Annotated in this window: 23 protein-coding genes; 12 read left to right on the forward strand and 11 right to left on the reverse strand. The window is 30.2% G+C overall.

Annotated elements, in window-relative coordinates:
• The 3 genes from EC396_RS10240 to EC396_RS10250 all read left to right on the forward strand — a co-directional run.
• Positions 1–240: transposase (locus tag EC396_RS10240; protein ID WP_205757938.1), on the forward strand; the 240-nt coding region annotated here is incomplete at its 5' end.
• Between the two features lie 37 nt (positions 241–277).
• Complete coding sequence (locus tag EC396_RS10245) at positions 278–487, forward strand: transposase (RefSeq protein WP_240665683.1); 210 nt, start codon at positions 278–280, stop codon at positions 485–487.
• Positions 488–534: 47 nt separating this feature from the next.
• Complete coding sequence (locus EC396_RS10250; protein ID WP_240665684.1) at positions 535–714, forward strand: transposase; 180 nt, start codon at positions 535–537, stop codon at positions 712–714.
• A gap of 128 nt (positions 715–842) precedes the next feature.
• Here the strand turns inward: EC396_RS10250 and EC396_RS10255 are convergent, their stop codons facing one another.
• Together EC396_RS10255 and EC396_RS10260 are read right to left on the reverse strand one after the other, a co-directional pair.
• On the reverse strand, positions 843–1541 hold the full coding sequence (locus EC396_RS10255) for a DUF4369 domain-containing protein (protein ID WP_129366612.1): 699 nt from the start codon (positions 1539–1541) through the stop codon (positions 843–845).
• A gap of 53 nt (positions 1542–1594) precedes the next feature.
• Positions 1595–2896: a DUF819 domain-containing protein gene (locus EC396_RS10260; protein ID WP_129366613.1), complete on the reverse strand. Its 1302-nt coding sequence runs from the start codon at positions 2894–2896 to the stop codon at positions 1595–1597.
• A gap of 96 nt (positions 2897–2992) precedes the next feature.
• On the opposite strand from EC396_RS10260, the gene EC396_RS10265 reads away from it, so the two are divergent.
• Both EC396_RS10265 and EC396_RS10270 read left to right on the forward strand, forming a co-directional pair.
• Complete coding sequence (locus EC396_RS10265; protein ID WP_129366614.1) at positions 2993–5191, forward strand: S46 family peptidase; 2199 nt, start codon at positions 2993–2995, stop codon at positions 5189–5191.
• A gap of 36 nt (positions 5192–5227) precedes the next feature.
• On the forward strand, positions 5228–7438 hold the full coding sequence (locus EC396_RS10270) for a S46 family peptidase (RefSeq protein WP_129366615.1): 2211 nt from the start codon (positions 5228–5230) through the stop codon (positions 7436–7438).
• Positions 7439–7494: 56 nt separating this feature from the next.
• Here the strand turns inward: EC396_RS10270 and EC396_RS10275 are convergent, their stop codons facing one another.
• The 4 genes from EC396_RS10275 to EC396_RS10290 form a co-directional block, all read right to left on the reverse strand.
• The gene (locus tag EC396_RS10275) at positions 7495–7662 is read right to left on the reverse strand and encodes an Arc family DNA binding domain-containing protein (protein ID WP_129366616.1); all 168 of its coding nucleotides are present in this window, start codon (positions 7660–7662) and stop codon (positions 7495–7497) included.
• 29 nt (positions 7663–7691) lie between these two features.
• Positions 7692–8189, reverse strand: a complete 498-nt coding sequence (locus tag EC396_RS10280) for a hypothetical protein (protein ID WP_129366617.1) — start codon at positions 8187–8189, stop codon at positions 7692–7694.
• 4 nt (positions 8190–8193) lie between these two features.
• Positions 8194–8355, reverse strand: coding sequence for a DUF4177 domain-containing protein (locus tag EC396_RS10285; protein ID WP_129366618.1), 162 nt, complete (start codon positions 8353–8355; stop codon positions 8194–8196).
• 80 nt (positions 8356–8435) lie between these two features.
• Positions 8436–9296 carry an SPFH domain-containing protein gene (locus EC396_RS10290; RefSeq protein ID WP_129366619.1) on the reverse strand — a complete coding sequence of 287 codons (861 nt, stop codon included), beginning with the start codon at positions 9294–9296 and terminating at the stop codon, positions 8436–8438.
• Between the two features lie 115 nt (positions 9297–9411).
• On the opposite strand from EC396_RS10290, the gene EC396_RS10295 reads away from it, so the two are divergent.
• Positions 9412–10191, forward strand: coding sequence for a S1/P1 nuclease (locus EC396_RS10295; RefSeq protein WP_129366620.1), 780 nt, complete (start codon positions 9412–9414; stop codon positions 10189–10191).
• A gap of 289 nt (positions 10192–10480) precedes the next feature.
• Here EC396_RS10295 and EC396_RS10300 read toward each other — a convergent pair whose 3' ends face one another.
• From EC396_RS10300 to pyrR, 5 genes are read right to left on the reverse strand one after another with little or no spacing between them, the layout of a single operon-like run.
• Positions 10481–11398 carry a ribonuclease Z gene (locus EC396_RS10300; RefSeq protein ID WP_129366621.1) on the reverse strand — a complete coding sequence of 306 codons (918 nt, stop codon included), beginning with the start codon at positions 11396–11398 and terminating at the stop codon, positions 10481–10483.
• Positions 11395–11751, reverse strand: a complete 357-nt coding sequence (locus tag EC396_RS10305; protein ID WP_129366622.1) for a T9SS type A sorting domain-containing protein — start codon at positions 11749–11751, stop codon at positions 11395–11397. Before EC396_RS10305 ends, EC396_RS10300 begins: the two co-directional genes overlap by 4 nt.
• 18 nt (positions 11752–11769) lie before the next feature.
• A complete protein-coding gene (locus EC396_RS10310) occupies positions 11770–12102 on the reverse strand; it encodes a hypothetical protein (RefSeq protein WP_129366623.1) in 333 nt (110 codons plus the stop codon).
• Complete coding sequence (locus EC396_RS10315; protein WP_129366624.1) at positions 12102–13037, reverse strand: aspartate carbamoyltransferase catalytic subunit; 936 nt, start codon at positions 13035–13037, stop codon at positions 12102–12104. Before EC396_RS10315 ends, EC396_RS10310 begins: the two co-directional genes overlap by 1 nt.
• Before the next feature lie 5 nt (positions 13038–13042).
• On the reverse strand, positions 13043–13582 hold the full coding sequence (gene pyrR, locus EC396_RS10320) for a bifunctional pyr operon transcriptional regulator/uracil phosphoribosyltransferase PyrR (RefSeq protein ID WP_129366625.1): 540 nt from the start codon (positions 13580–13582) through the stop codon (positions 13043–13045).
• A gap of 138 nt (positions 13583–13720) precedes the next feature.
• On the opposite strand from pyrR, the gene EC396_RS10325 reads away from it, so the two are divergent.
• From EC396_RS10325 to EC396_RS10350, 6 genes are all read left to right on the forward strand, one after another.
• Positions 13721–15118 (forward strand): lipopolysaccharide assembly protein LapB, encoded by a 1398-nt coding sequence (locus tag EC396_RS10325; protein WP_240665685.1) that lies wholly within the window; start codon positions 13721–13723, stop codon positions 15116–15118.
• 36 nt (positions 15119–15154) lie between these two features.
• Positions 15155–16087 carry a DUF368 domain-containing protein gene (locus EC396_RS10330; RefSeq protein ID WP_129366626.1) on the forward strand — a complete coding sequence of 311 codons (933 nt, stop codon included), beginning with the start codon at positions 15155–15157 and terminating at the stop codon, positions 16085–16087.
• Positions 16088–16089: 2 nt separating this feature from the next.
• On the forward strand, positions 16090–17112 hold the full coding sequence (locus tag EC396_RS10335; protein ID WP_129366627.1) for a DUF368 domain-containing protein: 1023 nt from the start codon (positions 16090–16092) through the stop codon (positions 17110–17112).
• Positions 17105–17851 carry a shikimate dehydrogenase gene (locus EC396_RS10340; RefSeq protein WP_129366628.1) on the forward strand — a complete coding sequence of 249 codons (747 nt, stop codon included), beginning with the start codon at positions 17105–17107 and terminating at the stop codon, positions 17849–17851. Before EC396_RS10335 ends, EC396_RS10340 begins: the two co-directional genes overlap by 8 nt.
• 100 nt (positions 17852–17951) lie before the next feature.
• Positions 17952–19907 (forward strand): DUF349 domain-containing protein, encoded by a 1956-nt coding sequence (locus tag EC396_RS10345; protein ID WP_129366629.1) that lies wholly within the window; start codon positions 17952–17954, stop codon positions 19905–19907.
• A 409-nt stretch (positions 19908–20316) separates the two neighbouring features.
• Positions 20317–21363, forward strand: coding sequence for a GntR family transcriptional regulator (locus EC396_RS10350; RefSeq protein ID WP_129366630.1), 1047 nt, complete (start codon positions 20317–20319; stop codon positions 21361–21363).
• Positions 21364–21580 lie beyond the last annotated feature (217 nt).

Consider the following 21580-nt stretch of genomic DNA (forward strand, 5'->3'; position numbering starts at 1 on the left):
GGTCAAACTATGAAAAAAATAGGTGAGCGAAAGAGAAAAACCAAATCAGGTTATGCACAAACTAGTAGTATATATAGCGCACAAAACTGTCAAGATTGTCAATTGCGAGGCGCTTGTTTTAAGGCAAAAGGAAATAGAATTGTAGAGCGGAATCACAAACTAGAGGCATACAAGGAAAAAGCAAGAAGGAATTTGCTTAGCGAAATAGGTGAACTAAAACGCAAACAATGCACAAACTAGTAGTATATATAGCGCACAAAACTGTCAAGATTGTCAATTGCGAGGCGCTTGTTTTAAGGCAAAAGGAAATAGAATTGTAGAGCGGAATCACAAACTAGAGGCATACAAGGAAAAAGCAAGAAGGAATTTGCTTAGCGAAATAGGTGAACTAAAACGCAAACAGCGTACTGCCGATGTAGAACCTGTTTTTGCACACATAAAATCCAATCGAAATTTTAAACGATTTACCCATAAAGGAAAATTGTAGAGCGGAATCACAAACTAGAGGCATACAAGGAAAAAGCAAGAAGGAATTTGCTTAGCGAAATAGGTGAACTAAAACGCAAACAGCGTACTGCCGATGTAGAACCTGTTTTTGCACACATAAAATCCAATCGAAATTTTAAACGATTTACCCATAAAGGAATAGAAAAAGCTGAATTAGAGTTCGGATTACACGCATTAGCGCATAATATAAGAAAGAAATGCGCCTAATAAATGGCAACTTCTTGCCAAAAATTAAAACCTCCTAAAATTATCGGTAGAAATTAAAAATAAAAAAAACCGCCCCAATTTAATTTTGAGACGGCTTCCCTATTAATTTTTAGGCTAGTAAAAAGCACCTATTCATTATAACTTTTAATTTCTTCAATATAGTTATTTAGTTTTACGCCATATTTTGAAACTTTAATTTCTTTGGTTAATGAATTGTTGATGGTGTCTAACAATTTAATATTTGCATCGTACAATTCAGTTAAGGCTAAAAATGGCGCAACTTCGCTATCGGCATGTTGAATTGCAAAATTGGTAGTGTATAGATATCTGCGTTTCAATAATTTTTTACCGGCATCTTCTGCAGCAAGTTCTGCATCGGTATCATTCGCTTTCATTGCCTCAAATTTTCCTTTTATTAAATCTAACTGTTGATTGTTAAATTTTTTATAGACTTCTTTAAATTCGTCTAAAATTAGTTGGTTTGCAGAACCGGTAATTTTTGCTGAAGTAGCTAGTCTATCTAATTTAGAAGTGATTGTAATTTCTCCTTTTTCGCCAAAAAACGGAATTTTTTCTGAAGATACTTCACCTAAAGTAATGTAGTAAAGTTCAGGGCTCTCAACATTGTCAGACAATATAAAATTACTGTCTCCATTTAATTGAACAGAATCTACACTTACCAGCACCGTGTCTTGGATTTTTTGTAAATAAAGAGTTCCTTTTTTTAAACCATCAATATTTCCTTTAACAATCATATTTCCTTGGTGGTCTTTTCCACAAGAAATAATTAAACTAGCAATAATTATAAACGGGATTAATTTTTTCATTTTATAAATTTTATGGGGCAAATATCATACTTTAATTTGGTTTTCAAAATATTTTATGGTGCAACAATTCGCATTAATTCGGCAGTTAACATGGCGCCGTAAGTACCAACAACATAGCCAAAAACAGCCAGCAAAACACCAACTGTTGCCAAAGCAGGATGAAAAGCGGCTGCAACAATAGGAGCAGAGGCAGCGCCACCAACGTTTGCTTGACTTCCAACGGCTAAAAAGAAATAAGGAGCTTTAATTAATTTTGCAACTAATATTAACAAAATAACATGAATTGTCATCCAAATTAATCCAACGACAATCAATCCTGGATTGTCAAATATTTTTGTCAAATCCATTTTCATACCAATAGTTGCTACTAAAATATAGATAAAAATACTGCCAATTTTACTGGCTCCAGCACCTTCATACTTTTTTAATTTTGTAAATGAAGCTAAAATGCCTAAAAAAGTAGCGATACTAATCATCCAAAAAAACTGAGATCCAAATGAAGACCAGGCAGAAGATTCGTCTTGTACTGCAGGTACATTTTGTATTAAAAAATTAGAAATACTATTGGCTCCAAAATGTGAAATTCCAACAATTGTAAAAGCAATAGACAATATCACCATATAATCAGACAATGAAGGATTTCTGGTGTTTTCAGCACTGTAAGACGCTACTTTGTCTACTAATTTGTTTATTGCAGTGGTATCTGCTTTTAGCCATTTGTCTATTTTATCGCGTTTTCCAATTCCAAGTAATAAAACAGCCATTAAAATGTTGGCAACAACAATATCAACAATTACCATTCCGCCGTATTTATGCGGATTGTATTCGTAAATTTCTAACATTGCGGCTTGGTTTGCACCACCTCCAATCCAACTACCAGCTAAAGTTGCAAGCCCTCTCCAAACAGCATCTGGTCCAACACCTCCAACAGTTTCGGGCGAAACAATTGAAATTAATATAATGGCAAGTGGTCCGCCAATAATAATACCTACCGTACCAGTTAAAAACATGATTAATGCTTTTGGACCTAAGTTAAAAACGGCTTTTAAATCAATGCTTAAAGTCATTAAAACCAATGCTGCAGGTAATAAAAACCTACTGGCAACATAATATAATTGGGAGTGATGGGTAGTGATTTCTCCAGTTTCATTTACTGTTTGCCAGTCTGGAGCAATGATTCCTGTGGTTGTAAAAAATGCAGGTAACATATACGCCATTAAAAGGGCAGGAACGTATTTGTAAAATTTTTGCCATCCTAAATTTTTGCTTGATGAAGTATAAAAAACAAATCCCAATGTGAGCATTAATATTCCAAAGACAATGGTGTCTTGTGTAAAAAAAGGTGTCGTATCCATGTTTTAGTTATAATTTTGCTAAATTAACATTTTTTACGGGTTTAGTTTATTAAAAACGTTTTCGTTCAGTATATTTGTGACATTAAAAAATGAAAAATGAAATATATAAAAATTTATTTATTACTAACGTTGTTTATAATTTCTTGTAAAACAAAACAGGTTACAAATGAAGTAGATAATATTCAACAAGTTGTAGATACCAGGTCAATTCAAGGGGGAATGTGGATTCCTTCATTGTTAGAAGGTGTAAATGAGCAGGAAATGACTGCTTTGGGAAGCAAAATGACTGCAGCCGATATTTACGATGTAAACAATTCTAGTTTAAAAGATGCTATTGTACATTTTAATGGTGGTTGTACTTCTGAAATTATTTCGCCAAAAGGCTTGTTATTAACAAATCACCATTGTGGTTATGGTGCAATACAATCACATTCATCTGTTGAACATGATTATTTAGAAAATGGTTTTTGGGCAATGAATATGGATGAAGAATTACCAAACCCTGGTATGGTAGTTACTTTTATTAAAAGGATAGACGATGTTACTACTCAGGTTTTTGAAGGAGTTACTGATGAAATGAATGAGGCTGAAAAGCAAAGTTTAATAGATCAAAATATAAATAAAGTTACAAAAACCATTCAAAAAGAAGCTTGGCAAGAAGCCAATGTAAAATCTTTTTACGGAGGAAATCAATATATTGCATTTGTTACTGAGGTTTTTAAAGATATTCGCTTGGTGGGTGCTCCACCTTCATCAATCGGAAAATTTGGTGCAGATACTGATAACTGGATGTGGCCTCGTCACACTGGAGATTTCTCAATGTTTAGAATTTATGCCGATGCAAATAATCGCCCTGCTGAATATTCAAAAGAAAATGTACCATATGCACCAGTTCATTATTTACCTGTGTCATTAGATGGTGTTGAAGAAGGTGATTTTACTTTGGTTTTTGGTTTTCCAGGTCGTACAAACGAGTATTTACCAGCTGTAGCAGTTGAACAAATTGTTGAGGTTTTAAATCCTGCAAAAATTAAAGTGCGTGATAATGCTTTAAAAATTATGGATTCTTATATGAGAAAAGATCCAAGTATTAAAATTAAATACGCTTCAAAATATGCTTCAACAGCAAATTATTGGAAAAAGTGGATAGGTGAAAATCAAGGAATTCAAAAATCCAATGCCATTCAGAAAAAAAGAAATTTAGAAAATGAGTTTTCAAAAATAGTAAATGAAAAAGATTTGGTTGCTTACCAACCATTGTTGGCTGAATTTGAAAATTTATACAAAGAAATTCAGGATGTATCTTTAGCGCGTGATTACTGGGTTGAAGTAGTTTATAGAAATGTTGAATTGTTGGGTGTTACATTTGCTGCTTATCAGTTAGAGCAAGCATATTTAAGAGGTGGTGATGCTGCTTTTGAAAGGGTAAGAACGGGGATTTTAAATGAATTTAAAGGTATATATAAAGATTATAGTGTTGAGGTTGACAAACCTGTTTTTGAAAGTTTGGTGAGTTTGTATGCCAAAGAGTGTCCAATTACATATTTGCCTCAAAATATGCAAAATGTTGATTTTACTGCCTTAACCAATAATGTTTATGAAACGTCAAAATTTACCAGTTTTGAAGGTGCTGAAGAATTACTTTCGGGAACAGCAGCTGAGGTGATTAAAAAGATAAATGAAGACAGTGCATTTGTTTTTGGGAAAGAATTAAATAATATGTTTTATCAAGCAATTGAACCTAAATTTCAGGATTTAAACTTGCAAATTGTGGCGGTTCAAAAGGAATATATGAAAGCTTTGATGGAAGTTTTTCCAAACGAACGTTTTTTTCCTGATGCCAATAGTACTTTGCGTGTAACTTACGGTCAAGTAAGGGGTTATGAGCCTAAAGATGGGATGCGTTACGAAAACACAACTTATTTAGAGGGTGTTTTAGAAAAGTATGTTCCAGGAGATTATGAGTTTGATGTGTCACAAAAATTAATTGATTTGTTTAATTCAAAAGATTTTGGACCTTATGGTGAAAATGGAAAAATGCCAGTAAACTTTATAGGTACCAATCACACAACAGGAGGTAATTCGGGTAGCCCGGCTATTGATGCTTATGGAAATTTAATAGGTTTAAATTTTGACAGAGTTTGGGAAGGCACAATGAGTGATATGAATTACGATCCAGATATTTGCAGAAATATTATGGTAGACATTCGTTATGTGTTATTTATTATAGATAAATATGCTGGGGCGAAAAATTTAATTGAAGAAATGACTTTGGTAAATCCAAAAAGTAAATAGTATTTTATAATAATTATATCCAAATAAAATTAACAAATGAAACAAGTGAAATTATATGTAAGTATAGCGATAGCTTTTATATCGCTTTCAATTTCAGCCCAAAAAACGGTTAAAGTTGATCCAAGAGATATTCAAGGCGGTATGTGGGTTCCTTCTTTATTAGAAGGGATGAACGAAGAAGAAATGATGCAATTAGGTAGTAAAATGACTGCCAAAGATATTTATGACGCTAACAATTCGAGTTTAAAAGATGCAATTGCGCATTTTGATGGTGGCTGTACTTCTGAAATGATTTCGCCAAAAGGATTGTTATTAACCAATCATCATTGTGGTTTTGATGCTATTCAATCACATTCATCTGTTGAACATGACTTTTTAAAAGATGGTTTTTGGGCTATGAGTATGGAAGAAGAATTGCCAAATCCTGGAATGACAGTTACCTTTATTAAAAGAATTGATGATGTTACTGCACAGGTTTTTGCTGGTGTAACAGATGATATGGACGTGGCAGCAAAGCAAAGTTTAATTGATCAAAATATTGATAAAGCTACAAAAGCGGCTCAAAAAGAAACTTGGCAAAAAGCCAATGTTAAAGCATTTTTTAAAGGAAATCAGTATTTATTATTTGTAACTGAAGAATTTTCAGATGTGCGTTTGGTAGGTGCGCCACCAACAGCAATTGGAAAGTTTGGTGCAGATACAGATAACTGGATGTGGCCTCGTCATACTGGAGATTTCTCAATGTTTAGAGTTTATGCTGATGCTAATAATCGCCCTGCAGCATATTCAAAAGACAATGTGCCTTATACACCAGTTCACTATTTGCCAATTTCATTAGATGGTGTTGATGAAAGTGATTTTACATTGGTTTTTGGTTTTCCAGGTCGTACAAACGAGTATTTACCAGCAGTAGCAGTTGAGCAAATTGTTGATGTTTTAAATCCTGCAAAAATTGAAGTGCGTGATAATGCACTTAAAATTATGGATTCTTTTATGCGTAAAGATGCAGATTTAAAAATTAAATATGCTTCTAAATTTGCTTCAACAGCCAATTATTGGAAAAAATGGATTGGTGAAAATCAAGGGATTAAACAAACAAATGCAGTTGTAAAAAAGAAAGAATTAGAAAGTAAATTCTCTAATGTTGTTGCTGAAAAAGATTTAGTGGGTTACGCATCTTTACTTTCAGATTTTGAAAAATTATATAAAGAAATTGAAAGTGTTTCATTGGCACGTGATTATTGGATTGAAGTAGCTTATAGAAATGTTGAATTGTTAAATATTACTTTTCTTTCATATCAAATTGAACAAGCCTTTTTAAATGGTGGAGAACCTGCTTTTGGAAAAGCTAAAGAAGCTATTTTGACAAGACTTAAAGGAACTTACAAAGATTATAGTGCGGTAGTTGATAAGCCTGTTTTTGAAAAGTTAGTAGGTTTATATATTGAAAAAATGCCTAAAGATTATATGCCAGCTTCATTAGAAAATATTGATGTAGCTACGGTAACTCAAAATATTTATAATACTTCAAAATTAACCAATTTAGCAGATGCTGAAGCATTGTTATCTGGAACACCAGAAGAAGTGATTAAAAAATTAAATGAAGATAGTGCGTATGCTTTTGGTAAAGAAATACACGCTATTTTTTACAATAAAATTGAACCTACTTTTCAGGCTTTGAATTTGCAGTTAGCTGCAGTGCAAAAAGAATATATGAAAGCTTTGATGGAAGTTTTTCCAAACGAACGTTTTTATCCTGATGCCAATAGTACTTTAAGAGTAAATTACGGAATGGTACAAGGATATGCGCCAAAAGATGGTGTTTATTATACTGATAAAACGTATTTAAAAGGGGTAATGGAAAAATATGTTCCTGGAGATTATGAGTTTGATGTGCCTCAAAAATTAATTGATTTGTACAATGCTAAAGATTACGGACAGTATGGTGAAAACGGTAAAATGCCTGTAAATTATTTATCTACAAACCATATGACTGGTGGTAACTCTGGAAGTCCAATTATTGATGCTCAAGGTAATATGATTGGTTTGGCTTTTGATACAACTTGGGAAGGTACTATGAGTGATTTGTATTTTGATGCAGATATTGTAAGAAGTATTTCTGTTGATGTTCGTTATGTTTTATTTGTTATTGATAAATATGCTGGTGCAACAAATTTAATTGATGAAATGACTTTGGTGCATCCTAAGCAAGACAGCAACTTGAAAAAAGGTAAAAAGAAGAGGTAAATAACTCAATTTACACAAAAAAACGCCAACGAAAGTTGGCGTTTTTTTTATCTCTATTATTCCGGTTCTTTTTTATTGGGTAGTCTTTTGGCGTCTTTTAAGCATTGATTTAGCATCCATTCTAACTGTCCGTTAGTGGATCTAAATTCATCAGCAGCCCATTTTTCAATGGCTTTTAACATATCTTCATTAATGCGTAATGCAAACGCTTTTTTCTTCGACATTGTTTTATTTCATTTAAAAGATTGTAAAATTAAATTTTATAATTGTAATTGTCTAAAGTTCGTTGTAACTCTTCTTTTTTTTGAGTTCCAATTAAAATTTTTTGACCAGTTTTTAATTCAATTTGCAATCCTGTATTTCCTTTTGTTGTAAAAGATTTTCCTGTTTTACCAAAAAAACTAAATTTCAATCCCCAGCCACCAAATTCTGAAATGGCATCATAATTTCTAATATAGCATTTAGCTATTAAATTCCAAGTAATTATTTTATATGAAAAATGAAAAGGGTAAAATTGATAATGAACACCAATTTCATCAACGCGTGTTTTTAATTTTAAAAACAAAAACATTAATGAAACCAACAGGATGATAATCAATCCGCTTAAAGCGCCAATTTGTTCACCTATGCTTCCTGCTGAAATTTCAGACCAACCTTTGTAAGTTGTTAGGCCAACAACAATAAATGCCATTGAAAGTCCAATAATTACAAATGGTTGATTGAATTTTTGTTCTTCAATAAAAACTTTCATTTTTTTATCTGTTTTTACTTCGTTCTAATAGCACTTTGATAAAATTTCCACCTTGATGAGTTGTACTGTTAACGTCCCAACCTTCTCTGGCTAATTGATTTAAAACATCTTCAAAATCAATATCTTTTGACCAAATACTTTTTTTAATAATTTTATATTCTTTCATTGTCCATTTTTAAAATTATAGAAAATTTACAAATAGTTCGTAAATTAACATGGTGATGTAAAGTAAAAAATAAATCATAATTAATGATTTAAAGTTCCGGCATTTACAATTGGTGTAGCGTCTTTATCAGAGCAAAGTACCACCATTAAATTACTTACCATTGCAGCTTTACGTTCGTCATCTAAATCTACAATGTTGTTTTTACTTAATTTATTTAAGGCCATTTCAACCATACTAACCGCGCCTTCAACTATTTTATGTCTGGCTGCAATTATTGCTGTAGCTTGTTGGCGTTTTAACATAGCACTTGCAATTTCTTGAGCATAAGCTAAATACCCAATTCGAGCTTCTAATACTTCAATTCCGGCCATATCTAAACGCTCCGAAAGTTCTTTTTCCAATGCTTCGCTCACTTCATTTACACTAGCTCTTAAAGTAATTTCTTCTTCTTTGCCATCATCTTCAAAATTATCATAAGGATATAAGCTAGCTAATTTTCTAACGGCAGCATCAGACTGTACACGTACAAAATTTTCATAATTGTCAACATCAAAAGCAGCTTTAAAAGTGTTTTTAACTTTCCAAACTAGAATAGTACTTATCATAATTGGGTTTCCTAATTTGTCGTTCACCTTTACGCGTTCGCTGTCAAAGTTAGAGGCTCTTAATGAAATTCCCTTTTTTAAATATAAAGGATTTGCCCAATAAAATCCATTTTCTTTTACGGTTCCAATATATTTTCCAAATAGCAAAATTACTTTTGAAGTGTTTGGATTTACTAAGAAAAATCCGGGAGTAATAGTTATAGTTAAAACTAAGAATAGTAGAAATAACCAAATAATAGATTGTGTTAAGCTATAAATAGCTGCTGCTATAAATGCAAATAAAAGGAATAGCATAAAATATCCACTTTTTACGTTGATAATTTTTTCTTGTTTCATAATACTTTAAGTTTGATATTAAATTGATATCACAAAGATATGTATTATTAATGCTATTTTCCTAATTAATCGCAAACTTTATTTTATCTTTGCAGAAAATAAGATTTAATTTAGAATGAAAAATTTAGGATGTATACTAGTTGCTTTTGTATTTGGAATTTTTATGATGCAGGCAAGCAATCCAGACTGGGGATCTACTGGTCATAGAACTGTTGGACAAATTGCTGAGGGTTATTTAAAAGGAAAAACCAAACGTAAAATCGAAAAATTATTAGACGGTAAAAGTTTGGCATTGGTAGCGACTTTTGGTGATGATATTAAATCGGATAAACGATATAAAGAATTTTACACTTGGCATTATATAAATATGCCACTTGATATGGATTATCAAAATTCTGAAAAAAATCCTGAGGGTGATTTAATTACCGGGATTGAAAAATGTAAATCTGTTATTTTAGATGAAAATTCGTCTAATGAAGACAAAGTATTTTACTTAAAATTAATGGTGCATTTTATGGGAGATTTACATCAGCCAATGCATATTGGAAGAAAAGAAGATAAAGGTGGTAATGCAATTGATGTAAAATGGTTTGGAAGTAATACTAATTTACATAGTGTTTGGGATTCTAAAATGATTGGTCAATTTGATATGAGTTTTACAGAATTGGCTGAGAACGCGGGTAAATTAAATAAAGAGCAAGTTAAGAAAATTGAAAGCGGTACTTTGGTAGATTGGGTAAATGATACGCATAAATTTTCGGTTGAAGTGTATGGCACTGCAGTACAAGATGAAAATTTAAGCTATGAATATATGTATAAATATTTTGGAATCACGCAGTCTCAGTTGCAAAAAGCTGGAATTAGATTGGCAAAAGTATTGAATGATTTGTTTTAGTTAAAAGATTAATTTTAGCTGTAATAAGTGTTAATTTTTTTTAAAAAATATATACTACCATTTTTCAATGGTAGTATAACCTTCTTTACAATAGCTAATTTCCCAGTTTCGAAATTATTCATTTGCAATTAGTTGCAAATTAACACTTTTAATTTTAAGATGCAATAAGTGATATTTGCTATTTAAATTCAGGATAAAATTGGTGGTATAATAGAATAATCTAATTTGATGGAATTTTTAAACTTTTTTCAATTTAGCTGTCTTAGGTAAGTTTTTAAAACTCAAAAAATTATTTAATAACAAAAGTTTTTCCCTCTTCGGCTAGTAAACTGTTTTGAAAAATTGGCTTTGCTTCATCTAAAAAAACTTCCATGTTTTTATAACGACCACTAAAATGACCTAAAATTAATTGTTTTACATCAGCAGCTTTGGCAATTTTTGCAGCTTGTTCAGCAGTTGAATGTTTTGTTGACTCTGCAAGGTGTTCTTTATCTTTTAAAAATGTTGCTTCGTGGTATAAGCAACTTACATTTTTAATAATAGGAATTATTTCAGGGAAATATGAGGTGTCACTACAAAAAGCATAACTTTTAGGAGCAGCGGGGTCAGTTGTTAAATCTTTATTTTTTATGATTCTACCATTTTTTAAAGTATAGTCCCTGCCATTTTTTAAATTTTGGTAATCACATATTTCAATTTCTTTAAATTCAGAAATAGCAGTCATATCCAATTTTCGTGGTCCTATTTTTTCTTTAAATAAAAAACCGTTTGTGTAAATTCTATGATTTAGCGGAATTGTATGTACTTCTACAGATTCATCCTCAAAAATAAGTTCACTTTGGTCTGAAGATAATTCATGAAATAATAAAGGGTAATGCGTCCAAGAATTTGAAAGTTTTAGTTGTAAGGTGATAATTTCTTTAATGCCTTTTGGTCCGTAAACATGTAGCTCATTTTCTCGGTTTAACAATCTAAAGGTTGAAATCAATCCAACCAAACCAAACATATGATCACCGTGTAAGTGCGAAATAAAAATATGTTTTATTTTTGAGAATTGAACTCCGTATTTTCTCAACTGAACCTGGGTTCCTTCTCCGCAATCAATTAAAAAAAAATGATTTTTTATATGTAAAAACTGGGATGTGGGATATGCGTTTACGCGTGGAGTTGCAGAATGACAACCTAAAATGGTAAGTTCTAAACTCATTGAATTACCAGCCTTTTAGAAACAACCTCAGTACCCGATTGAAATGTGTAAATATACATGCCTTTAGTAAGGTCGTTTTTTTCAAAAATAAAACTATTTACACCTGTTACAGCATTAATTTGCTGATAATAAACAGTTTTTCCTAATAAATTTTTTATGGTAAAATCTATCAGCTGATTTTTTGTAGATTGAAAATATATACTGGTTTTTATATTAAATGGATTTGGTGAAGCGCTAATTGAGGTAATGGTAGAAAGAAATTCTTTTTTAACAATAGTGCTACTGTTTTCGTTTTGCTGAGCAAAAGAAAAAGTTGTAAACAATAAAAAAGTTATAAAAAGTAGTTTTTTCATCAATAAGCTAGGTGTTTTTTAAAATCCTAAATCCCTTTCAATAGCATCCATTTCCAAAATATCTAATGCTTCTGTAAATGTAGGTACTATATTAATTTCATCAGGAACTTCATCAATATCTATATCATTACAAACAATCACAAAACTTGTACCATTTTTTCTGTGCTTGGTGCTAACATCCAAAAATAACAATAAATCTTCAATAGTGGTGTTAATTTTATCTGAAAAATCAACAACTATATGGTCGCTTTCAATTTCTGGATAGCTGTTTTTAAATGCTGTAAGTGAGTTCTCTAAGTCGTTTTTAGAGAATTTAATGTGCGAATAATCTTTGGTTTTTTTAATTTCCATTAGTGCGTTCTTTGAATTTGTTGTGCTAATAAATAAATCACAGCCATTCTAATAGCAACTCCGTTTTCTACCTGATTTAGTATGATAGATTGGTTAGAATCTGCAACATCACTTGTAATTTCAACTCCTCTGTTTATTGGACCAGGGTGCATTATTACAATTTTTTTATCTAGTGAATCTAGTAACTTTTTGTTGATTCCAAAAAGTTGGGCATATTCTCTTGTTGAAGGGAAATAATTAATTGCCATTCTTTCATTTTGTACGCGTAATACATTGGCAACATCGCACCATTCAAGTGCTTTTTTAATATTGTGTTCTACACCAATACCTAAGCTTTCAATATATTTTGGAATTAAGGTTTTTGGGCCGCAAACTTTTACTTCTGCACCTTGTAATTTTAAAGCGTAAAAGTTAGATAAAGCAACTCTTGAATGTAAAATATCACCAACTATAACTACTTTTTTTCCTTTTAAATCTCCTAATTTTTCGCGAATAGAGTAGGAGTCTAACAATGCTTGGGTAGGATGTTCATGTGTACCATCTCCAGCATTTACAATTGCGGCATTTACGTGTTTAGATAAAAAATCACAAGCTCCAACATCAGGATGACGCATTACAATCAAATCAACTTTCATTGATAATATATTGTTTGCAGTATCTATTAAAGTTTCCCCTTTTTTAACTGATGATTGACTTGCTGAAAAGTTAATAACATCGGCAGATAGTCTTTTTTCAGCCAATTCAAATGAAAGTTTTGTACGTGTGCTATTTTCAAAAAATAAATTGGCAATAGTAATATCACGTAATGATGGAACTTTCTTTATTGGTCTGTTAATTACTTCTTTAAAGTGATCAGCTGTTTCAAAAATTAAATCAATATCAGCTTTATTTAGATGTTTTATACCCAAAAGGTTTTTTACGCTTAACTGACTCATGATATTTAATTATTTATAATGTATACGGTGTCATTACCGTCTTTTTCTTTCCAATTTACGGTAACTCGTTCTTTGTTAATTACATCTACCTGTCTTCCTCTGTAATCTGGTTGGATAGGTAAATGACGGCTAAATCTGCGGTCTATTAACACTAAAAGTTCGATATTTTCAGGTCTTCCAAATGATTGAATTGCAGTAAGTGCAGAGCGAATACTTCTTCCTGAAAAAAGTACATCATCTATAAAAACAACATTTTTATCTTCAACAATAAAATTAATATTGGTTTTATTGGCTTCTAATGGTGCGTCTCTACGTCTAAAATCATCACGATAAAAAGTAATATCTAGTTGCCCCAATTTAATTTTTGGAACGTTATAATCATTTTCTAAAATTGAAACTAAACGCTCTGCCAAATAGGTTCCTCTTGGCTGAATACCAATAAGTACGGTGTTTTCAAAATTGTTGTGATTTTCAATAAGCTGACAAGCCAATCGGTGTAAAATGATGTTAATTTCTTTGGAGTTAAGTAGTATTTTTTTACTCATAGTAGTACCAAACATTGTTTGGAATACAAATATAAAGCATTTTGTTAATTAATTTGTTAAAAACAATTAGAAGTTATTTTAAAATTTTGAGCTAGTTGTATTACTTTTATTTTTGAGGTAAATTTCTAAATCTTCATTATGCCGTTAACTCCAAGAGAAAATAATATTTCATTAAAAAAGTTTGAATCGATGCTTAAAACAAATAGCGTTTATTTTTTTGATTCAATTGAATTTGAAGAAATAATACATTATTATATCGACTCTGGAAAAATATCTTTGGCAAAAAAAGCAATCAAATTGGGTTTAAAACAACATCCAAATTCTGTGATGTTAAAATTGTTAGAAGCAGAGTTGTTGATTTTTGATGGAGAAGTTGAGCGCGCAGCTGTTTTACTAAAAGAATTGCAAGCAATTGAGCCTACAAATGAAGAAATTTACATACAACAAGCAAGTATTTTTTCAAAAAAAGATGAACATTTAAAAGCTATTAATTTGTTGAAAATAGCTTTGGAATATACTGAAGATGAGTCGGATGTTTGTTCAATAATTGGTATGGAGTATTTGTACTTGGATAATTTTGATGAAGCCAGAGCATATTTTTCGAGATGTTTGGTTGATGATACTGAAGATTATTCATCGCTTTACAATATCATTTATTGTTTTGATATGGAAAGTAAGCATGTTGAAGCTGTTGATTTTTTAAACAATTATATTGAAAAAGATCCTTACAACGAGATTGCTTGGCACCAACTTGGTAGACAATATTTTATATTAGAATCGTTTGAAGAGGCTGTGAGAGCTTTTGATTATGCAGTTTTAATTGATGAATATTTTGTTGGAGCTTATTTGGAAAAAGCAAAGGCTTTAGAAGAGTTGGGTAATTTTGAAGAAGCTATTGAAAATTACAAAGCAACCTTAGAATTAGATGATCCTACTTCGTTTGTTTTTTTAAGAATTGGAGAATGTTACGAAAAGTTGAACAAAAAAACATTGGCTATTCAATTTTATAAAAAAGCCGTTCACGAAGATCCTTTATTAGATAAGGGCTGGATTGCGCTTGCTAGTTTAGAATTAAAATTAAAAAAATATAACAGAGCATTATTTTATATTAAAAAAGCTTTAGAAATTGATGAAAATAATACGTTATATTGGAGAAAATACGCTGAAATTAGTTTAAACCTAAATAATTTTGAAGAGGCTATTGAAGCCTTTAATCACTGTATTTTATTAAAAGATAGAGATCTTGAAATTTGGATTGGCTTGGCAGATGTATTGTGTTATTTAGGTGATTTTGAAGATGCTTTGAAAAATTTAGTAAAAGCAACAAAATATTTTAAAGATTGTGCAGAGATTGAGTACAGATTATGTGGTTTGTTTTACAATGCTAAAAATGACACTAAAGGGGCAATACATTTAATAAATGGATTGTTTATTGATTTTGAATATCACTCCATTTTAAAAGAATTATTTACGGACGTTTATAATATGGAGCATGTGCAGGTTATTATAAATGATTTCAAAAAAACTTCTGCATAAAAATGTTACATTTGTCTGAATAATTTTTAAAGACATATGCATCAAAGAAATCTTTTACAGTACATAATAGTTTTATTAAAAGGAACGGCAATGGGCGCTGCTGATGTTGTTCCAGGAGTATCTGGAGGTACAATTGCTTTTATTTCAGGAATTTACGAAGAACTTTTAGCGTCTATTAGTTCGGTTAATTTAGGTACTTTAAAAGTACTAAAAAATGAAGGTATTAAAGCTGCTTGGAACAAAGTAAATGGTAATTTTTTATTGGCACTTCTGTCGGGTATTTTTATCAGTATTTTATCATTATCAAAACTAATTTCATTTTTATTAGAAAATCACCCTATTTTAGTTTGGGCTTTCTTTTTTGGTTTGGTATTGGCAAGTATTTTATACATCGCTAGCCAAATCACAAAATGGCGTTTTATGACTTATATTTTGCTTGTTGTTGGAGCTATTTTCGCCTATTATATAACGACGCTTCAGCCAATGGTAACTGAAAATTCTTCGCCATTATTTATTTTTATAGCTGGTTCTTTAGCTATTTGTGCAATGATTTTACCAGGTATTTCCGGCGCATTTATTTTGGTACTTTTGGGAGCCTATAAGCCCGTTTTAGATGCAATTCATAACAAAGATATACAATTGTTAGCTACTTTAGCAGCAGGTGCAGTAGTTGGATTATTGTCTTTTTCTAAAGTTTTAAACTGGCTTTTTAAACACCATAAAAATTTTACATTAGCCGCTTTAACAGGCTTTATTTTGGGGTCTTTAAATAAAATTTGGCCTTGGAAAGAAACTTTAACTTGGCGTGTAAATTCTCACGGCGAAAATGTACCATTTAATGAGCAGAGCGTTTCCCCTTTTAATTTTGAAGGCGACAATCAATTAATGCTTGCAATATTTTTGGCGATAGCCGGTTTTGTATTGATTTTATTGTTAGAAAAATTAGCTACTTTTTCACCAAAAAAATAATTATGGCTAAGGAACGTAGTTTTGTAGACATGTTTTTCCTTTTTTTGAAGGGATTGTCTATGGGTGCTGCAAATAAAGTTCCGGGAGTTTCTGGTGGAATGGTTTCTTTTGTACTAGGTTTTTACGAAGAAATGATTTATTCCTTCAGAAAAATAAATTACAAAGCGTTTTTATTATTAATTAACGGACGATTTAAAAGTTTTTACAATTATGTAAACGGAACTTTTTTATTGTTAATTATGGGTGGAAGCGTTTTTAGTTATTTTAGTGTGTCGCTTCTTATTGACTATTTTTTAAGGTACTATGAATTGTATGTTTGGAGTGCGTTTTTTGGAATGATCATTGGCTCAATATATTATATCTCTAGAGAGTTTAATGATTGGAATAAGACAAATTTAATTTCTTTATTTATAGGTATAAGTATTGGTGTTGCTATTAGTTTTATGAGTCCGGCTAAGGAAAATGATAATTTATGGTTTGTGTTTGTTTGTGGAATTATTGGTGTTTCAGGAATGACTTTACCTGGCTTATCAGGCTCTTTTATTCTTATTTTATTGGGTAATTATGTTTTGTTATTGGTGGATTCTGTAGCAATGTTGTATAAAACTATTATTGAAGTTTTTACGGGAGATTTTAGTTTTGTTCATGATATTGAACAAATGAGGTATCTTAAAATAATTACTGTTTTTACTTTAGGATCTGCTTTTGGACTCATTGTTACGTCGCATATTTTAGGGTATATTTTAAAGCGTTGGCATCAAATTATAACCGCTATAATTATAGGTTTTATTGCGGGTTCTTTAGGAATTGTTTGGCCTTGGAAAAGAGAAGTGTACAAAATGAATGATGGAGTTGCATTGATAGATTTTAAAGGAAATAAAATTATTGAAAATTATGAACGTTTTTTTCCCGATTTTTCGATACTGCAAACTTGGATTGCAATTTTATTTGTTTTGTTAGGATTAGGAATAGTAATATTAATTGATAAATACGGTGTTGACCGAAATAAATACACAGATGGATAAAAGAACTAAATTTGGATTGTTAGGTAAAAATATTTCCTATTCATTTTCAAGAAAATATTTTTCTGAAAAATTTCAAGAATTAAAGTTGACAGATTATAAATATAACAATTTCGATATTCCAGAAATTGAAGAATTTCCGTTTTTAATGTATCAAAAAGAACATGAATTTGGAGGTATAAACGTTACCATTCCTTATAAAGAAGCTGTAATGAGGTATTTGGATGAAATTGATGTAGATGCTCAAAAAATAGGCGCAGTAAATACCATTAAAATTACTGAAGATAATAGGTTGGTAGGTTTTAATACCGACTTTTTTGGGTTTCAAAAATCAATTCAGCCGCTGCTTAAAAGTCATCATAAAAAAGCATTGATTTTGGGAACTGGAGGTGCTTCAAAAGCTGTTGCTTATGCCTTTTCTGAAATGAATATTGAATTTAAGTTTGTTTCACGAAAAGTAACGGAAGGAATGTTGTTGTATTCCATGTTAAATGAACAAAATATGGAAGATTATACCATAATTGTAAATTGTACACCCATAGGAACGCATCCAAATATTGAAGAATGTCCCAATATTCCATATCAATTTTTAACGGATAAGCATTTACTGTATGATCTAATTTACAATCCAGAAGTCACTAAATTTTTAAGTGAAGGTCAAAAACGTGGTGCAACTATTAAAAACGGATTGGAAATGCTTCAGTTACAAGCCGAAAAGTCATGGGAAATATGGAATTCATAAAAAGTAATGCGTAATTTTACGCAACTTTTTAGAAAAATATTCATCTTAAGAAGTAAAGTAGATTACTTAATAATTTTAAACGAACCTTAAACATTTTTATATGTTAGAACAAGATAACAGTTTGCCAATTGAAGAAAACAATGAAACTACAGTAAATAATGAAGTAACTCCACAAACTTCTGAAGAAATTCAAGAAAGTGTTATAAATGAAGTAGAAAAACCAATCAAAAAGTTGGAGGCTGCACCAGAAATAAAACTTTTAGAAAATAAAGCAGTTGAAGAAATTGAAAATAAAATTGCTGAATCTTCAGAATCAGTTGAGCATGCACCAGTTGAGATGCTAAATTATGAAAGTTTAAGTTTGGAAGAATTAGTAGAACAATTAGGGCTACTTGTTCATGGAAATCAGATTCAAAGTATCAATAACAATGTTAACACCATAAAAAGTGTTTTTAATGCAAAGTTTGGGAAATTATTAAAAGCTGAAAAAGAAAAATTCTTAAAAGAAGGAGGTAATATTATTGATTTTGAATTTTCAATGCCAATTAAGTCTACTTACAATAGTTATTTATATGATTATAAAATTAAGCGAAATGAATATTTTGCAAATCAAGAAAATCAGCTAAAGGCAAATTTAGAAGCCAAACTTGAAATTATAGAGGAATTGAAAAATTTAATAGATAGCGCCAACGATGGAGGTGTTATGTATAAAATGTTTAAAGAAATTCAAAATAAATGGAATACTGCAGGGCCAATTCCTAAGGCAAAATACAATGATACTTGGAGAACATATCACCATCATGTAGAAAGGTTTTACGATTTATTACATATAAGTAATGATCTAAGAGAATTAGACTTTAAGCACAATTTAGAAGAAAAACAAAAGTTAATTGCTAGAGCTGAAGCCTTAGATCAATTAGAAGATGTAAACGAAGCATTTAATGAGTTGCAAGTTCTTCACAAGCTTTGGAAAGAAGAAGTTGGACCAGTTTCACGAGAACATAGAGATGAAGTGTGGGAACAATTTAGCGAAGCAACAAAAAAAATCCACGACAAGCGTCATGATTATTTTAAAGACCTGAAATCAAAATTTGATGAAAATGTTGATAAAAAATTAGCCGTTGTAAAAGAAATTGAAAATCTGGATTTTTCTAAAAACAATTCAAAAGCCGATTGGCAAAAAAGTATCAAGGAATTAGAAACCTTACGAAATAAATTTTTTAGTATAGGTCAGGTACCTAGAGCTAAAAGCGATAAAATTTGGGCAGCTTTTAAAGAAGCTACTCACAAATTTAATAGTGAAAAAAACAGTTTTTTTAAGGATGTAAAAAAAGATCATTTAGAAAACTTAAATAAAAAGAAATTATTAATTGAAAAAGCAGTTGCTCTTAAAGAGAGTACAGATTGGGAAGTTACTACTGAAGTATTGAAGAAAATTCAGGCAGATTGGAAAAAAATAGGACATGTGCCTAGAAAATATTCAGACAAACTTTGGAAAGAGTTTAAAGATGCTTGTAATTATTATTTTGATAGGCTGCGTGAAGCACAAGATGAAGGTAATAAAGAACAATTAGAAATTTTAGATAAAAAGAAAGATTTATTAAACACAATAAAAGACCAATCTGCGGATGATGATGTAGAAATTACGCTTGATATGGTTAAAGAATATGTTGATGAATGGAGAGATTTAGGACGTGTGCCATATGATATGAGACACATTGAAGTGAAATTTAATAAATTGCTAGATAAGATTGTTGATTCAAGTGACGATGTTGATAAAAGAGATATTGAAATGATAAAATTTACCAATTTGGTGAATAGTTATTTAGATCAAAAAAATTATAGAAAATTAGATTCAGAACAATTATTTGTTAGAAAAAAGATTGATGAAACAATTCGAGAAATTCAGCAATTAGAAAATAATCTTGGATTTATTTCAAATGTAACAAATGACAATCCATTGGTGAAAAATGTGATGAGTCAAATTGAAGGTCATAAAGAAAAAATGGCAGTTTGGAAAAGTAAATTAGAGTATTTAAGATCACTGGAATATTAAAATAATTAAAAAGCTGTTTAAAAAAGCAGTGTTTTTTTTAGAAGGTAAAAAGTATTTATTATTTAATTGTTAAGTATAATTTTACCATTATTTTATAAGTAATAGGCATAATATTTAAAGTTAGATTGCTTAATTTTAAACACAATTAAAAAAGATATTTAGTAGTTTGGCTACGTAAAAACTTTTTTGTTTAAAACACTGTTTTAAGAATTTTATCGATAGATAGTGCTTGTAATATTAGGTAAACAAAATAAAATTAGAGGTTTTAAACTTTTGTTATACTTATTTTGGATTTTAAACAAATTGAATAATAGTATTTTTGCACTTAATAGCCTTTTTATTTCAAAAGGTTTTAAGTTAAATACTTAAAAAGGATCCAAATAAAATTAAGAATACAAAACAGGAATTAATGAATAAGCTAAAATATATAGAAATTGATGAAGATTCGAGGGTGCCAAAATACAGGCAAATAGTTGATTCTATAATTCATAATATAGCTATAGGTAATCTCTCAATGGATGAGAAAATTCCTTCAATAAATATGTTTAGTGAAGAATTTTATCTTTCAAGAGATACTGTTGAAAAAGCATACAACATCTTAAAAGAACGAAAAATAATATCTTCAATAAGAGGTAAAGGCTATTATATTACAAGAACAAAATTAATTGCCAAAAAAAATGTATTGTTTGTAGTTAATAAGATGAGTTCTTATAAAATGAGAATTTATAATTCATTTATAGATACTATTGGAACTAATTCTCACACAGATATACAGATTTACCATTGTGATGAAAGTTTGTTTTTGAATATTTTAGAAAAAAACAAATCGGCTTACGATTATTATGTTATCATGACTCATTTTAAAACAAACGATTTAAAACATATTAGTTTTACAGATGAGGTTGTAAGTGCCATAAAAAAAATTCCGAAAGAAAAGCTTGTTATTATAGACAACGTTAAGTTAGATATTGGAGGGGGAATTATTGAAATATTTCAAGATTTTGAAAATGATATTTACAATGCATTAAAGCAAGGAATTGAAAAAATATCAACTTATAAAAAAATAGTTTTATTTTATCCTGAAAAATCTGTTCACCCTTATCCAAGACGAATTTTACATGGTTTTAAGAAATTTTGTGTTGAGTTTTCATTGGATTTTGAAGTGCTTGATGAGGTGTATGAGGATATGGTTATAAAAAATGGTGATTTATTTATTGCCATTGAAGAAGCTGATTTGGTTAATTTAATGAAGCAAATTAGAGAAAATGAATTTGTTTTAGGTGAAGATGTTGGGGTAATCTCATATAATGAAACACCATTAAAAGAGTTGTTAGGCATTACTGTGATTTCAACAGATTTTAAGTTGATGGGTGAAACAGCAGCAGCTATGATTTTAAATAATGAAAAAGGGAGGGTTAAAATACCTTTCAGATTTATTGACCGAAACTCAATTTAATTTTTTTAGTCACATTTCAAATACCATATAAGTTAAAATATTGGGTTCAGATTTTTTATTAAATCTGAACCTTTTTTAGTTTTAATTTTTTTCTATTTGGATGCTTCATCTTAAAAATCCGTAGAAATATCTATTTAACTCCTCACTAAAGCTAAAATAAAATTGCCATTTTAATTTAAAGTATTTTTGATAAACTCATCATAAGCTTTTGTCAAGA

Origin of the sequence: Lutibacter sp. HS1-25, assembly GCF_004121075.1 — a bacterium.
In the GTDB taxonomy this organism is placed as follows: domain Bacteria; phylum Bacteroidota; class Bacteroidia; order Flavobacteriales; family Flavobacteriaceae; genus Lutibacter.